This window comes from Kushneria marisflavi, assembly GCF_002157205.1.
Taxonomy (GTDB): Bacteria; Pseudomonadota; Gammaproteobacteria; order Pseudomonadales; family Halomonadaceae; genus Kushneria; species Kushneria marisflavi.
In genome coordinates this window covers 1,546,608-1,560,891 of the sequence record NZ_CP021358.1, presented here as the reverse complement: position 1 = coordinate 1,560,891, position 14,284 = coordinate 1,546,608, and the positions used below count along the sequence as shown (strand labels likewise).

The following is a 14,284-nucleotide window of genomic DNA, read 5'->3' as shown; positions in this document are numbered from 1 at the left end:
TCAGCCTTCTGTTATGAAAGGGAAAAACCGGCAGTGGCGTGGAAGGTGCAGATCATCATGACACCGCGGCCGTGGTCGCGATTCGAGCGGGGCAATGGCGTCCCGAATCGGATCGACACGCTTTCCTGCCGCAACGGTGCGCCGTTCAGGCGCCATCGAACGATTTGAAGACAGGCACAGGGGCCTGACCTCACGCTCGCGTGATGTCAGGCCCTTTTGCATTCAAGGAGGCCTCATGTCCGCGACCCAACCATCCGGAACCCGCTTATCCGTCACCCCCTCATCCGTTACCCGCTCCGGCGTTTCTTCCGCCGATCACACGGGTGAGTTATCCGGTCAAACGGACAGGGGCGCGTGTCATGCTCAAACGACCTGCCCCTATTGCGGCGTCGGGTGCGGCGTACGCGCCACCGTGAGCGGCGAGTCGATCAGCGCGGTTGAGGGGGACCCGGCGCACCCGGCCAATCAGGGTCGGCTGTGCGTCAAGGGCAGCGCCCTGCATGAAACGCTCGGCCATGCCGGGCGAGTGCTGGCGCCACGCGTCGATGGTCAAACGGTCGACTGGGACACGGCGCTCGATGTGCTTGCCCGTCGTCTTAACGCCACGCAGGCGGCCCACGGCCCTGGGTCGGTGGCAGCGTATCTCTCGGGCCAGCTTCTGACCGAGGACTATTACATCGCCAACAAGCTCTTCAAGGGTTTTCTCGGCACGCCCCATGTGGATACCAACTCCCGGCTCTGCATGGCGTCAGCGGTGGCGGCCTACAAGCGGGCCTTCGGCGCCGACGCCGTACCCTGCTGCTATGAGGATCTGGAGCGCGCCGAGCTGGTGGTACTGGTGGGGTCCAATCTGGCCTGGAATCATCCGGTGCTGTATCAGCGCCTCAAGGCGGCGAAAACGCGCAATCCGCTGATGCGCGTGGTGGTGATCGACCCTCGCGTGACCGACAGCTGTGATATCGCCGATCTCTATCTGGGGATCGCGCCGGGCAGCGATGCGCGGCTGTTCAATGGGCTGCTGGCGTTCATGGCGCGCACGAAGCGGCTGGATCGTCTCTACCTTGAGCGTCACACCGAGGGGTTTGAGGAGACGCTGGCCGCAGTCCTCGAGGACGACACGACCCTTGAGGCCATCGCGGCGGACTGCGACATCGATACCGAGCGCCTCGAGACGTTTTATTACTGGTTCGCCACCCAGCTGCACGTGGTTACGCTCTATTCACAGGGCATCAATCAGTCGAGCAGCGGCACCGACAAGTGCCAGGCGATCATCAACTGTCATCTGGCCGGCGGCAAACTCGGTCTGCCCGGGGCCGGGCCGTTTTCGATCACCGGTCAGCCCAACGCCATGGGCGGGCGCGAGGTCGGTGGGCTGGCCAATCAGCTGGCCGCCCACATGGATTACCACACGCCCGGGGCTCTCGAGCGGGTGTCGACGTTCTGGGGCGCGCCGTCGCTGCCCACCGAGCCCGGCCACAAGGCCGTCGAGCTGTTCGAAGCCATCGAGCGCGGCGAGATCCGGGCGGTGTGGATCATGGCGACCAACCCGGTGGTCAGCCTGCCGGATGCCGATCGCATCAAGCGCATTCTGGCCGACTGTCCGCTGGTCATCGTATCCGAATGCATGGAAAACGCCGAGCTGCTCGAGGTGGCCGACATCGTGCTGCCGGCGACGGGCTGGTCGGAAAAGGACGGCACCGTCACCAACTCCGAGCGGTGCATTTCGCGCCAGCGTGGCCTGCTGCCGCCCCCGGGCCAGGCGCGACACGACTGGCAGATCATGACCGAACTTGCCGACCGGCTCGGCTTCGGAGAGGCCTTTTCCTACACCCACCCGGCCGAGATCTTTGATGAGCACGCCAGACTCTCGGGGCTCGATAACGATCCGGCCCGCCCGGGCTGGCGTGTGTTCGATATTTCAGGACTTGCCGGGCTTGATCGCGCGGCCTACGACGCGCTGGCGCCGATTCAGTGGCCGGTCAGCGTAGAACACCCTCACGGCGCGGCCCGACTGTTCGAGGATGGCCGCTTTCCGACCGCCTCCGGTCGTGCGCGGCTTTTGCCGGTGCGTCCGCGTCTGCCGGCCCAAACGCTGAGCGAGGCCCATCCGCTGCGGCTCAACACCGGCCGCGTGCGCGATCAATGGCACACCATGACCCGCACGGCCCGGGCAGCGCGTCTGATGAACCATCGCGATGAGCCCTTCATTGAACTGAACCCCGTTGACGCCCGCGCGGCCGGCATCGAGGAAGGTCGTCTGATCGAGCTTGCCGGCGACGCTGGTCACTATCGAGGGCGTGCGCGCCTCAAGCGCGGCCAGCGCCGGGGCGAGGTCTTTGTGCCGATGCACTGGAACGGCGCGTTCAGCGCTCGGGCCAAGGCCAATGCGCTGATCACCCCGCGGGTCGATCCAATATCCGGTCAGCCGGAATCGAAACACGGCGCGGTGGGCATGCAGCCGCTGGCGCACAGCTGGGAGGCCACACTGCTGGTCGCCGGTGACCTGTCGGAGACGGTGACGCCAACCGAGGGCTGCGCCTACTGGACGCGCATTCCGATGCGCCACGCCCTGCGCTGGCAGCTGGCCGGCACGCCCGAGGCGGGCGAGCGGGACTGGCTGGACTGGATTGCCCGGGTGCTGCCGGGGCCGGTGTCCCAGTGGAGCACCGATGAGGCCAGAGGGCGCCTGCGAGCAAGCGGGCTTGCCGGGAATCGGGTAGCCTGGTGGCTGATGATCGGCCCGCCGTCGGAGCTGCCGTCACTGACCTGGCTGGATGCCTGCCTTGACCCCGCAAGAGAGACGCCGCTTGAGGCGAACACACGGCGGCGCGTTCTGGCCGGTGCCGCCAGCGGGGCCGCGGATGTCGGCCCCATCGTCTGTAGCTGTCATCAGGTAGGTCAGTACGCCATTGCCGCGGCGATTCGCCAGGGCCACCGAAGCGTTGAGGCGCTCGGTGCCGAACTCGCCTGTGGCACTCAGTGCGGCTCCTGCCAACCCGAACTCAAGGCATTACTGGAAGAGGAATCTGCCCATGTCGAGCTGTAACCCCTCTCATCCCCTGCGCTTTGGCGTGTCCCGCTGGATGATGCGGCTCGGTCATGTCGCGACCCGGGCGCTGTCCACGGCGCGTGGCCGGCACTGCGATGTCGATACGCCCGTGCAAAAGGCGTCCATGGGACAGGTGGCCCTGGTCGGCGCCGGCCCCGGCGCGGCGGATCTTCTGACGCTTCGCGCGCTTGATCGCCTGCAGGCGGCGGACGCCGTGGTCTACGACCGGCTGGTCGGGCCGGAGATTCTGGCGCGGCTGCCGGCCGGGTGTGAGCGCTACTATGTCGGCAAGGCCTGCGGCGAGCACAGTGTGCCTCAGGCCGAGATCGGCGAGCGGCTGGTGGCACTGGCGCGCGCGGGCAAGCGGGTGGTCCGGCTCAAGGGCGGTGACCCCGGCGTGTTCGGGCGCATGGGCGAGGAGCTGGCCGCCCTGGGGGAGGCCGGCATCGAGGTTGAAATTGTTCCGGGCATTACCGCCGCCTCCGGTGCTGCCGCCGCGCTCGGCCTGCCGCTGACCGACCGCGCCCATGCCCAGACGCTGCGGTTTGTGACCGCCCATCAGGCGCAGGAGGACCGTCTGCCGGACTGGTCGGCGCTGGCCCGGCGCGATGAAACGCTGGTGTTCTACATGGGGCTCAACCGGGTGGCGACCATCTGTGAGGGGCTGACAGGCGCCGGTCTGCCAGCCGACTGGCCGGTGATGCTGATCGCACACGCCACGCTGCCCACGCAGCAGACCCGCGTCGGGACGCTGGCCACCCTGCCGGCACTGCTTGAGGCCGCGCCGATGCCGTCGCCCTGTCTGATCGTGGTGGGCAGTGTGGTCACGCTGTATCGCGACGCGCAGGAGACCACTCGCCACGCGCTGGCCGATGAGGCGCCAGCGTTCTGACCCCCTCCGCTGGATGACAAAACGCCGTCACTCATGTGACGGCGTTTTGGGTTGGGCGTTGTGAGCTGTGGTGGCATGTACGGCCCGAGCCATCGCTCGGGCCATCGGAGGCTAGCGTGCACCGATCGGGGTTGCCGTGTTGGCAGTGTCCTCTGCGCCGGCGGCCTCGCGGTAGGCGGCTTCCTCTTCGGCTTCTACCTCGGGAGTGAAGCGCACGGCCAGTGCGGCCAGTGAGATCACCACCACCGCCACGCCGAGATAGAACAGCCCTTCCTGATAGGTCAGCGACTCGCTTCGAAACAGAAAGCCTGCGGCGACAGCGCCAGCGTTGCCCCCGGCCCCCACGATGCCGGCCACGGCGCCCAGCGCCTTTTTATTGATAAACGGCACCACGCCAAAGGTAGCGCCTTCGGCCATCTGCACGAACAGGCTGAACACCAGCATGATGCCGATGGCCAGCGCCAGCACCTCCATGTGGGCAAAGCCGATCAGGGCGATGCCTTCACACAGCATGGCCAGAAACAGCCAGCGTACCCGGCCCTTGAGGCCGTTCTTGCGGGCGAACAGATCCGAAAAGACCCCGCCGAGCGTTCGGGCGAACAGGTTCATCAGTCCGAACAGCCCCGCAATCAGACCGGCGGTGGCCAGATTCAGCGAGAAGGTGTCGAAAAAGTAGATGGCGGCGATGTTGTTGATGGTCAGCTCGACCCCGAAGCAGGCGGCGTAGACCAGAAACAGCGCCCACACGCGAATGTCCTTCGCTGCGGCGGCAAAGCTTTGAACCGCGCCGTGCTCGCGGGTCGCTTCGGGCAGCTCGCCCCGGGCGCGCAGCTCATCGAAGTTGCCGTTCGGGGCATCCTGGGTCAGGCGGTAATATGCGATGCCGGTCACAAACAGCACGATGCCGGGCACCACCATGGCCAGTCGCCAGCCCAGCGTTTCGCTGACGCCGAGCATCAACACGCCCGAGAAGATCAGCGGCATCAGAATCTGGGTGGTACCGCCGCCCAGATTGCCCCAGCCGGCTGTGGTGGCGTTGGCGGTGCCGACCACGTTGGGCGCGAACATGATCGAGGAGTGGTACTGGGTAATCACAAACGACGCCCCGATGGCGCCGATGGCCAGACGCGCCATCAAAAAGGTTTCAAAGCTGTCGGCGAAGCCGATCATCATGACCGGCAGTGACCCTAGGCACAAAAGCCAGGTGTAGGCGCGGCGCGGCCCGATCCGGTCGCACAGCAGGCCGATGGCCAGTCGCACCACAATGGTGATGGCGACCGAGGCGATGATGGTGTTGCCGATCTGGGTCTTGGTCAGGCCCAGGTCATCACGCACCACAGCCATCAGCGGGGCGATGCCAAACCAGCCGAAAAAGCACACGTGGAAGGCAAACCACGATAGGTGGAAGGCGCGCATCTGTGGGGTCGAAAAGCTCAGTAGCCGTATCCTGTTGGCTTTATTACGGATGTCCATCGCTTGTTCTCCGGGGTTGTCGACACTCAAGGGACATGGCCTCACCAACGGCAACGGCGCCCACCCGCCTTCCCGTGGTGCAGGAAGGTTGGTGGACGCCGTTGTCCGATACACGCAGGCCGGGGGCGCGACGTGTCATGTCTTGTCAGAAACAGGGCCAGGCAGTGGCATTGCCCGCGAAAGCCGCCTTTGGCTCGGGGCATGTCACCTAAAGCAGAACCGGGGCCAGAATCGAAAGAGTGGCGATATTTCAGGGCACTACCGCAAAAAAGGTCGTATATGTCCCTTTCTGGGCGGCGGGCAGTGGGCCGAAAGCGGCGTTTGCGGTGCACATACGTGGCGTGATGCACCGAAGCGGCGCCCGAGTGGGCGTTGGGCTAGCGCTCGGCGCGGTCGATCATGGCGCGGGCAATCGTGACCAGCGGCTGGCTCTGATCCATCGCGGTCCTGCGCATCAGGCGGTAGGCGCTGTCTTCATCGATGTGCTGCTGCGCCATGAGCAGGCCCTTGGCGCGCTCGATCAGCTTGCGCTCGCGCAGGGTTTTGCGGGTATGGGCCAGCTCATCGCTTAGCTGCTGCAGCCGCTGATTCTGGGTCTGGACCAGTTCCAGCAGCGAGCGGTCGAAGTATCGCGCCGTGACCGGTGCCGTCGGGGCGTCAATCTCCGGGGGGCTCGACCGCGAGACCGGTTCGATGAAGGCCGTCACGTCATCAGTGCGGTCACGGCTGCTGGCCTGCTCGAGCGCCCGGCAACAGCTCTGGTGCAGCGCCTCGACGAGCTGATCCTCGATGGCCTTCAGGGCATCGATGCGCTGGGTCGCCAGCGCATACCACTGCTCACCGGGCGCCTCGAGATCGCTCGGCAGATCCGTATCCGCGAGCGCCAGCGCGCGGAGATGGCCGAGCGTGGTCAGGGTGGGGTGGTCGGCGAGCGCGGCCCACCGGTTTCGGGCCGTCTCGTCGGCGAACTCGGTGAACGTGTCGAAGCAGTCCTGCTGGGCATCGATCAGCGATTGAAGGGTGTGGCGGTGCGTATCATCAAAGTGCCCGAGAGTGAAGCCCAGCGCCCCGCAGGCGCGCTCCTGCCCGGCCAGCTCCTTGCCCTGGATGAAGTGAAAGAGGCTGACCAGCGCGCGGGTGATGTCGGCGTCGCTGGCGGTATCGGCCACCTCGAACACCACCGAAAGCAGCGTGCCGATGGCCCGGTTGTACAGGCGGGTGGCCTCATCGGCGCTCACCTGCTGGGCCGCCACCCGGGTGCGCAGCTCCGCAAGCGCATCCAGTGCCGTCACCGCCCCAGCCAGACGCCGGAGCAGACGGGGAGAATAGGCACGGGCCTCATGCGATGTTTCATCGCGAGCGCTCATCCAGTGGGTCAGCGCCGCATGCAGCTGGGTATCGGCCTGACGGCTGTGATCGGCGTGCGCCTGGTAGCGGTCGATAAAGCGCTGACCGCGCGAGCCCAGCACGATGCTTGCCGCCCCACGCTCGCGCTGCAGGGCATGCACCAGCTGGCTCAGCGGCCCCACCAGCGCGCAAAGGGCAATCAGTTGATGAAGTCGGTCGATATCGGAGGCGTTGGCGGCCGCCAGCAGCCGCTCAAGGGTCGAGCTGGTCACGGTCATGTCCTCGGGCCTCGACCTGGATCAGGTCGAGACGGTCTTGTTGTTGGTGTTGTTCGAGTGTACCAGCACGACTCGCGTCGTCATCAAAACCGTATTTTAATGTGGGCTGGCTCTGTCAATGCGGCCTGTTTTATCAGGGAGCCGCCGGTGTGCGTTCGAGGGGGACGACAAAGCCTCTCGCGCATGTTCGGTGAGGAGAAGATGCTTACCGAGGTGAGCTCGGTCAACGGCGACGTGCGCTTTTACGGCTACATCGAAACCGGCATGAACTTGGAAGGCATCGACCGGCACCAGCGGCTGATTAGAAGCTGCATGGAGGGTGGGCGGCTAATTCCGCTCGCTGATTGCGTCATTCTGTTATGCAAAACGCTCCCCACTGAATAGACGCTGTTATTTTGGCTGTCTTAATTGGAGCAAGTCTTATCTGGCCCGACTGATTTCGGCAGAAAGATATAGACAAGAACCAATAATAAGCCATCTAGGATAGCTTTGATGAGGATTCTTGGTTCGCAGGCTTTAGCGCTTCATTAGCATGAAAGATTTTATGCGGCTCATCAGTTTTGGTAATGGTTTTTGAGTAGGTGAATACCATTTTATATAAATTTTTGTTAATATTTCATTTGTGGTGTGCGCAAGCACATTAATTTCAAGCAGGTTGCTAGCTTACACCTTGTGATTAATGATTAATTGAAGGGCGCGCCAAATAGCGTTAATGGATAGGTCTGATGTTTTGGGTAAAGAGTTGATTATATTATTTAATGTTTTTAGAGTTCAAGGGGTTAAAAAATGAAACATTCTCAAGAAGAAATAAATAAAATTTGGAGTGATGTTAAAGGTGGTAAATACGAAAACAGTTCAGCTTGGTATCAGCCGATAATATGTAGTGACGATGATACAGAGCAGTGCATTAGTATTCCTAATATAGAGGGATCTGCGAGAGAGGTTTATTCACGTAAAAATAAAGATGATAAGTGGGGAGTTGTTCCATACGTAGGTGAAGAAAAATTATGATGCCAAATTTGTGTTTTTGCAGGTCAAGTTACAGTGATGACATCGTCGTTGTTTTTTGCGCACATGTTATTGGTGTTATATGTTTCAACTTTTAAAGTGAGTATGCAGATTTGTCACTACTAGTAGCTGATTGCCCTAGGTGTGGGGCTAAAGAAATTACCTTTGATCTTGAGAACCAAGTTCAGGTTTCCAAGAGATTTGATTGGCAGATATGCCTTGAGGTTTTCTGTGTATGTCGTGCTTGTGCCAAGCCAACAATTTTTCTCGTTTCGCAAAAAAATCATGATGGCAGCGATTTTATTAATAATGGCCTTCAAGATGCAGGTTTTGCTGTTAATGAAATCGTTAAAGTGGAGCGGTTTGTCGGCATTCAAGATAATAATGCCGAGGTGCCACCTGAATATTTGCCCGAAAATATTGATAATATCTTCCAAGAAGGTGCTGCTTGTATGGCCATTGGATGCTATAACGCTGCAGCAACGATGTTTCGTCTATGCTTGGATTTAGCTACAAAAACCCTTGTTCCAGAGTTAGGTGAAGGGCTCAATAATAGGATAAAAAGAAATCTAGGTTTAAGACTTCCTTGGTTGATTGATAATGGAATACTTCCAGAAGCGCTTCGAGACCTATCAACTTGTATTAAAGACAATGGTAACGATGGTGCGCACGAAGGCATTCTTTTACAAGAAGATGCTGCGGATATTCTAGATTTTACTTTTATCCTTTTAGAGCGTCTTTATACTGAACCCAAACGACTAGAGTTGGCAGCTTTAAGGCGAGCTGATCGTCGAAAGATTGAAAAATAATCATCATGTTGTTTGCAAAATTTTATTTTATTTTTTTGAGGTTTTTTATAAGGAGTTTTTATGGATTGGTGGGAAAAGACTGTTGAGTATTATTTTATTAGGAAGTTTATTTCAGATGAGATGATTTTGTCTCCTTTAGACGGAGAGCATGAAAGAGCTGGTGATGCTTTGCTCTCTAACCATGAAAAATGGATTGTCATAGAATTCAAAAAAGACTCTAATTCTTTAGCTTCTGAAAGGAGGAAATATAAGAATTATAGTGAGGCGAAGAAAGAGCTGTCTTCTAGCGATGATCACCATTTCCTCATTTACGGCCAAGTCGATGATGGAAATTTTAGTCTTGTAGGGAAGACATATTTTTCCAATAAAAATGTGTCTGATGTCGGGGAGATACTCTATGCGGGTAAAGGAAAGGAATCATTTATATTCTACCTTGAAAGGCTTGTAAAGCATAAGTCAAAAGTTGAGGAGTCAAGTGGAGGATCTATAGGGAGTTATTCTTTTGTTGCTGCTGTTAGCAATGAAAATAAAATTACAAGATGTATGAACTTATATGAATTTGGCTTGGATCATGGTCTGAATTTAGAGCCTAGTCCTGAAATGAAAAGGGTTGTTGAAAATGAGTATAGCGGTCCTTCCATGGGTATGTAATAGCACGGCGGCTTGTCAAGGCTGCTACTGTCAGAAGGTTTTCTCTACGCTCTACTTTTCTTGGACATTAGATATTAAAGGCTGCTAAAAAAATTTATAGCTATAAAAACCAAAGGCCTGAACCTTGCTGTCGAGTTGGGTCTTTTTAACTTTAATGGCATACTTACTCCACAGCTAGCGCCATCCTCGCTTTTCGAGCGATTTGATTAACTAATCGCAAAAAAGATCAATGTTAGGTTGGTGTAAGTCGAGCGCCTCATGACATCATGAGTTTCACCTTGAAATTCTGCCGCCTAAAAACCTTTTTGCTACGACGGGAGCCTACCCCTACCTCGCCGTATACCCCCCATCGATCGGCAGACACACTCCACTGATCATGCCCGCGCCATCGCTGAGCAGAAAGAGAATCGGTTCGACCACATCGGCAAGCTCGGCAAAGCGGTGCAGCGGGATGGCGGCGAGCATCGGGTCGCGCTTTTCAGGTGCCGACCACACCTTCTGCGCCATGGGCGTGAGCGTGACGGTCGGGTTGACGCTGTTGACCCGAATCTCATTGGTGCCCCATTCCAGACACAGTGAACGGGTGATGGCGTCCATCGCCGCCTTGGAAGCGCTGTAGGCGAGATGGTCATCCAGCCCCACTAATGATGCCTGACTCGAGACGTTGACGATGCTGCCACCCTTGTTGGCCTCGATCATGCCGCGGGCTACGCAGCGCGCGGCGATGGCGGCGGCGCGGGCGTTGGTGTGAAACACCTTATCGATCGCGTCTGCCGGCAGGGTCAGTGCGGGTTCCACATGGGTGATGCCGGCGCTGTTGACCAGCCCATCAAACGGGCCGTGCTCGACAATGGCCTGTTCAAGCGCCTCGGTATCGGTCAGCTCCAGCGTACAGGTGATGCAGCCGGCGGCCTCGAGTGCGGCCAGTGCCTCGGGGTTACGCCCGAGTGCGACGACCTCAGCGTGCTGCTCGCGCAAGGCCAGTGCGACGGCCTGGCCAATGCCGCTGGTCGCGCCGGTGACCAGATAGCGCCGGCCCTGAAGGCCGGCGTAGTGGGTGATTGCTTGTGTGTTGCTCATCTCGTCCTCGCGTGCAGCGCTCAGGGCACCAGCAGTACCTTGATGGATTCAGCGGCGGTCGCCATGCGAAAGCCCTCCTCGAACTCGGCCAGCGGCAGCTCGTGGGTGACGATGCCATCGGTGGTCACTAGCCCGCGTGCCATCAGGTCGATCGCGACCGGGAAGGTGTGCGGGGAGAGGTGGGCGCCGCGCACATCGAGCTCCTTGCGATCGCCGATGATCGACCAGTCCACCGTGGTCTCCTTGCCAAACACGCTGAACTCCACAAAGCGCCCCAGCTTGCGGATGATCTCAAGGCCCTGACGCACGCCGGTCGGCGAGCCGGTCGCCTCGATATAGACATCGCAGCCATAGCCGCCGGTCAGCTCCTTCACGCGGGCGTTGACGTCATCGCGCGCGGGGTTGAGCACCACATCGGCGCCAAACCGTTTGGCCAGTTCCAGACGCTCGTCGATCATGTCGATGACGATCAGCTGCTTCGGCGTCTTGAGGTGCGCCACCTGCACCATGGCAAGGCCGATCGGCCCGGCACCGGCGACCACCACGGTGTCATCAAGCTGAATGTCGCCGCGGTTGACGGCGTGAATGCCGCAGGCCAGCGGTTCGATGAACGCGGACTGGGCCAGGCTCAGGCTCTCGGGGATGCGATGCAGGCGCGCCTTCGCCGGAATGCGCATGTACTCGGCCATGCCGCCCTCGGCGACCTCGTGCTGAAAGCCCAGAATGTTGTGGACCTCGCACATCCAGTAGTGGCCGCTGTCGCAGTAGCGGCACTTGCCGCACGGCACGATCTGCTCGGCGATTGCCTGATCGCCCACGCGCACATCGAAGTGCTCTTCCGCGCCCGGGCCCATCTCGATGACTTCACCAAAGAACTCGTGACCGGCGACGACCGGGGCCTTCACCCAGGCGGGCTGGCCGTTGCCGCCCCAGAACATCTCGGCGCCGCCGCGGCATTTCACGTCGCTGGCGCAGATGCCGCAGGCGCCGATTTTCAGAATCACTTCACCGGGTCCGGCGGTGGGGCGGGCCACCGATTCCAGTCGGTAGTCGTTGGGGGCGTGGCAGACCACGGCCTGCATGGTGGCGGTTGCATCGGTCATGTTCAAACTCCTGTCGTGAAAGGGGTGAGGGTCAGGCGTTGCGGCCGCGCCCGATGTAAATGGCCAGCAGGATGATGCCGCCCTTGACCACATCCTGGAGGTAGGGCGATACGCCCATCAGGTTGAGGCCGTTGTTCAGGATCGCCAGCAGCATGGCGCCCACCAGCGTGCCGAGAATCGCCCCGCGACCGCCGGCAATCGCCGCGCCACCCAGTACCACAGCGGCAATGGCATCGAGCTCAAAGCCGGTGCCGGCGTTGGGCTGGCCGCTCATCAGGCGAGAGGTAATGACCAGGCCCGCGATCGCGGCGGTCAGGCCGCTGATGGTGTAGACCATCAGCTTGAAGCGCGGCACGCGAATGCCGGTCAGGCGGGTGGCTTCCTCGTTGCCGCCGATGGCGTAGACGTAGCGGCCAAAGGAGGTGTGGTGCAGCACCACGTAGGCCACCAGATAGACCAGCAGCATGATCACGATGGGGGCCTGAATGCCCAGCACCTCACCGCGACCGAAGAAGGCAAAGCCGGCCGGCAGGCCCGAGATCGGGTAGCCGCCGGTGTAGATCAGACCCAGCCCGCGGGCGATGCCCATGGTGGCCAGCGTCACAATGATCGGTGGCATGCGAGCAAAGGCCACGCAGGCCCCGTTGAAGGCGCCAAACATCATGCCCAGCAATAGCCCGGCGATGACCGCCACGGTGGGCGGCCAGCCCCCTGCCATCAGTCCGGCCATGATGGTGCCGGACAGCGCCATCACCGGCCCGACCGATAGATCGATCCCGCCGGTGAAGATCGCAAAGCTCATCCCCACGGCAATGATGCCGATGATCGCGCCCTGACGAGCAACGTTGGAGAGGTTGTTGGGCAGCAGGAAGTTGTCATTGACCAGCGCCATGACAATGAACACGGCGATAAAGCCGAGCAGCGGGAAAAAGACCGGCGAATGCACCAGCCGGGACCAGTGCGAACGGCGCTGACGCCGGGGTTTGGGATTGGCCGCTGAGGTAGAGGTCGGGGTGGTCATGAGGCGTGCTCCATGGTGGCCGCCGTGTCGTCGGTGGCACCCGTGGGGTAATCAAGGGAAATCTGGCGGGTGGCGTGGGTCATGATGGTGCTGGCCTCAATCTCGTCACCGGCCAGTTCGGCCACGACATGGCCGTGGTTGAAGACCAGCACGCGGTCGCACAGGCCGGTGATTTCGGGCAGCTCCGAGGAAATCATGATGATCGAGATGCCCTGGGCGGTGAGCGTTTTCATCAGCGCATAGATCTCGGATTTCGCGCCGACATCAATGCCGCGGGTCGGCTCGTCAAAGATCAGCACCCGGCAGCCGCGCTCCAGCCAGCGGGCAATGACCACCTTTTGCTGGTTGCCGCCGGAGAGCGTGCCGACCACGGTGTCACTGCCCGGGGCCTTGACCCGCACGCAGTCCATCAGCGTCTCGACCGCTGCCTGCTCACGCCGCCGACTGATAAACGGGCCTGACGACTGAAAGCGTTCTAGGTGGTTGATCGAGATGTTGTCAGCGCAGGTGAAGGGCAGGATCAGCCCCTGCTGCTTGCGGTTTTCCGGCAACAGCCCGATACCGCGTTTAAGCGCGTCGGCCGGTGATTTGAGCGCGACCGAATCTCCTTCCAGACGCATGTGACGCTCGGCCACCGGATGCGCGCCGATCATGGCGAGTGCCATCTCGCTGCGACCGGAGCCGACCAGCCCGGCAAACCCCAGGATCTCGCCGCGGGCCAGTCGGATGTGGTCGGTATGCTTGCGGCCTGTCATGCGAATGCGGGCATCGAGCACGATGTCGTCAGCAGGCGGCGGTGTCTGGCGCTCGGGAAAGATGTTGTCGACCCGCCGGCCGACCATCTGCTCGACCAGCGCGCCGGCATCGGTGTCCGTTACATTGAGCGTGGTGACGTACTCGCCGTCGCGCAGCACGGTGACCCGGTCGCAGATATCGAAGATCTCTTCCATGTGGTGAGAGATGAACACCATCGCCACGCCCTGTTCACGCAGCTGGCGCATGATGGTAAAGAGCCGCTCGACCTCGGTGGGGGTAAGCGGGGCAGTGGGCTCATCGAGCACCAGTACCCGGGCGTTGAGGGATAGCGCCTTGGCGATCTCGACGAACTGCTGGTCGGCCACGCTCAGGTGATGAACGCGAATCAGCGGATCAATGTCGATGCCCAGCCGTTCGAACAGGGCGTGGGCCTGATCCACCATCTCGCGGTGTCGAATCAGCCCCAGGGCGTTACGCGGCTCGCGCCCGAGAAAGATGTTGTCCACCACGCTGAGCCCGGGAATCAGGCTGAATTCCTGAAAGACGATGCCCACACCGGCGGCGCAGGCGCGTCGATAGCTCGAGAAATGCTGGGCGTGGCCGTCGATCAGGATCTCGCCGCTGTCGGGCTGATGAATGCCACACAAGATCTTCATCAGCGTCGACTTGCCGGCGCCGTTTTCCCCCAGCAGGGCGTGGATCTCGCCGGCCTCGACCTTGAGGCTGACATCATGCAGTGCGCGCACGCCGGGGAAGCTCTTGCTCACGCTTTCCAGTGCCAGTAGCGCCATAACAATCTCCAGGGCACGTCCGTTCA

12 protein-coding genes are annotated in these 14,284 nt (G+C 60.6%); 6 read left to right on the top strand and 6 right to left on the bottom strand.

Annotated features, from left to right (window positions below):
- The first annotated feature begins 235 nt into the window (after positions 1 to 235).
- Together B9H00_RS07170 and cobA are read left to right on the top strand one after the other, a co-directional pair.
- The gene (locus B9H00_RS07170; RefSeq protein ID WP_086900075.1) at positions 236 to 3,046 is read left to right on the top strand and encodes a nitrate reductase; all 2,811 of its coding nucleotides are present in this window, start codon (positions 236 to 238) and stop codon (positions 3,044 to 3,046) included.
- Positions 3,033 to 3,941: a uroporphyrinogen-III C-methyltransferase gene (gene cobA / locus B9H00_RS07165; protein WP_407656572.1), complete on the top strand. Its 909-nt coding sequence runs from the start codon at positions 3,033 to 3,035 to the stop codon at positions 3,939 to 3,941. Before B9H00_RS07170 ends, cobA begins: the two co-directional genes overlap by 14 nt.
- 111 nt (positions 3,942 to 4,052) lie before the next feature.
- Here cobA and B9H00_RS07160 read toward each other — a convergent pair whose 3' ends face one another.
- On the bottom strand, positions 4,053 to 5,414 hold the full coding sequence (locus tag B9H00_RS07160; RefSeq protein ID WP_086900074.1) for a NarK family nitrate/nitrite MFS transporter: 1,362 nt from the start codon (positions 5,412 to 5,414) through the stop codon (positions 4,053 to 4,055).
- Positions 5,415 to 5,791: 377 nt separating this feature from the next.
- Positions 5,792 to 7,033: a nitrate regulatory protein gene (locus B9H00_RS07155; protein WP_211329603.1), complete on the bottom strand. Its 1,242-nt coding sequence runs from the start codon at positions 7,031 to 7,033 to the stop codon at positions 5,792 to 5,794.
- Here B9H00_RS07155 and B9H00_RS17200 point away from each other — a divergent pair.
- The 4 genes from B9H00_RS17200 to B9H00_RS07140 all read left to right on the top strand — a co-directional run bounded on the left by B9H00_RS17200 (position 6,917) and on the right by B9H00_RS07140 (position 9,507).
- Positions 6,917 to 7,423 carry a hypothetical protein gene (locus B9H00_RS17200; protein WP_169713430.1) on the top strand — a complete coding sequence of 169 codons (507 nt, stop codon included), beginning with the start codon at positions 6,917 to 6,919 and terminating at the stop codon, positions 7,421 to 7,423. The two genes, B9H00_RS07155 and B9H00_RS17200, sit on opposite strands and share 117 nt — an antisense overlap.
- Before the next feature lie 402 nt (positions 7,424 to 7,825).
- On the top strand, positions 7,826 to 8,050 hold the full coding sequence (locus tag B9H00_RS16775) for a hypothetical protein (protein WP_147376567.1): 225 nt from the start codon (positions 7,826 to 7,828) through the stop codon (positions 8,048 to 8,050).
- A 110-nt stretch (positions 8,051 to 8,160) separates the two neighbouring features.
- Positions 8,161 to 8,856 (top strand): DUF4145 domain-containing protein, encoded by a 696-nt coding sequence (locus tag B9H00_RS07145; RefSeq protein ID WP_086900071.1) that lies wholly within the window; start codon positions 8,161 to 8,163, stop codon positions 8,854 to 8,856.
- A gap of 60 nt (positions 8,857 to 8,916) precedes the next feature.
- Positions 8,917 to 9,507 (top strand): hypothetical protein, encoded by a 591-nt coding sequence (locus B9H00_RS07140; protein WP_086900070.1) that lies wholly within the window; start codon positions 8,917 to 8,919, stop codon positions 9,505 to 9,507.
- Positions 9,508 to 9,834: 327 nt separating this feature from the next.
- Here the strand turns inward: B9H00_RS07140 and B9H00_RS07135 are convergent, their stop codons facing one another.
- The 4 genes from B9H00_RS07135 to B9H00_RS07120 are packed head-to-tail and all read right to left on the bottom strand — an operon-like array spanning position 9,835 to position 14,258.
- Positions 9,835 to 10,587, bottom strand: coding sequence for an SDR family oxidoreductase (locus B9H00_RS07135; protein ID WP_086900069.1), 753 nt, complete (start codon positions 10,585 to 10,587; stop codon positions 9,835 to 9,837).
- Positions 10,588 to 10,607: 20 nt separating this feature from the next.
- Entirely contained in the window at positions 10,608 to 11,690 is a 1,083-nt protein-coding gene (locus B9H00_RS07130) for a zinc-binding dehydrogenase (RefSeq protein ID WP_086621563.1), read from the bottom strand.
- Positions 11,691 to 11,721: 31 nt separating this feature from the next.
- On the bottom strand, positions 11,722 to 12,711 hold the full coding sequence (locus B9H00_RS07125) for an ABC transporter permease (RefSeq protein ID WP_086900068.1): 990 nt from the start codon (positions 12,709 to 12,711) through the stop codon (positions 11,722 to 11,724).
- Positions 12,708 to 14,258: a sugar ABC transporter ATP-binding protein gene (locus B9H00_RS07120; RefSeq protein ID WP_236944381.1), complete on the bottom strand. Its 1,551-nt coding sequence runs from the start codon at positions 14,256 to 14,258 to the stop codon at positions 12,708 to 12,710. The genes B9H00_RS07125 and B9H00_RS07120 overlap by 4 nt, the downstream gene beginning before the upstream one ends.
- Between the last annotated feature and the right edge of the window lie 26 nt (positions 14,259 to 14,284).

Excerpts from the sequence above, each read along its gene's own strand:
- B9H00_RS07170 (WP_086900075.1), top strand. The coding sequence starts at position 236 with ATGTCCGCGACCCAACCATCCGGAACCCGCTTATCCGTCACCCCCTCA.
- cobA (WP_407656572.1), top strand. The coding sequence starts at position 3,033 with ATGTCGAGCTGTAACCCCTCTCATCCCCTGCGCTTTGGCGTGTCCCGC.
- B9H00_RS07160 (WP_086900074.1), bottom strand. The coding sequence starts at position 5,414 with ATGGACATCCGTAATAAAGCCAACAGGATACGGCTACTGAGCTTTTCG.
- B9H00_RS17200 (WP_169713430.1), top strand. The coding sequence starts at position 6,917 with ATGCACCAGCTGGCTCAGCGGCCCCACCAGCGCGCAAAGGGCAATCAG.
- B9H00_RS16775 (WP_147376567.1), top strand. The coding sequence starts at position 7,826 with ATGAAACATTCTCAAGAAGAAATAAATAAAATTTGGAGTGATGTTAAA.
- B9H00_RS07140 (WP_086900070.1), top strand. The coding sequence starts at position 8,917 with ATGGATTGGTGGGAAAAGACTGTTGAGTATTATTTTATTAGGAAGTTT.
- B9H00_RS07135 (WP_086900069.1), bottom strand. The coding sequence starts at position 10,587 with ATGAGCAACACACAAGCAATCACCCACTACGCCGGCCTTCAGGGCCGG.
- B9H00_RS07130 (WP_086621563.1), bottom strand. The coding sequence starts at position 11,690 with ATGACCGATGCAACCGCCACCATGCAGGCCGTGGTCTGCCACGCCCCC.
- B9H00_RS07125 (WP_086900068.1), bottom strand. The coding sequence starts at position 12,711 with ATGACCACCCCGACCTCTACCTCAGCGGCCAATCCCAAACCCCGGCGT.
- B9H00_RS07120 (WP_236944381.1), bottom strand. The coding sequence starts at position 14,258 with ATGGCGCTACTGGCACTGGAAAGCGTGAGCAAGAGCTTCCCCGGCGTG.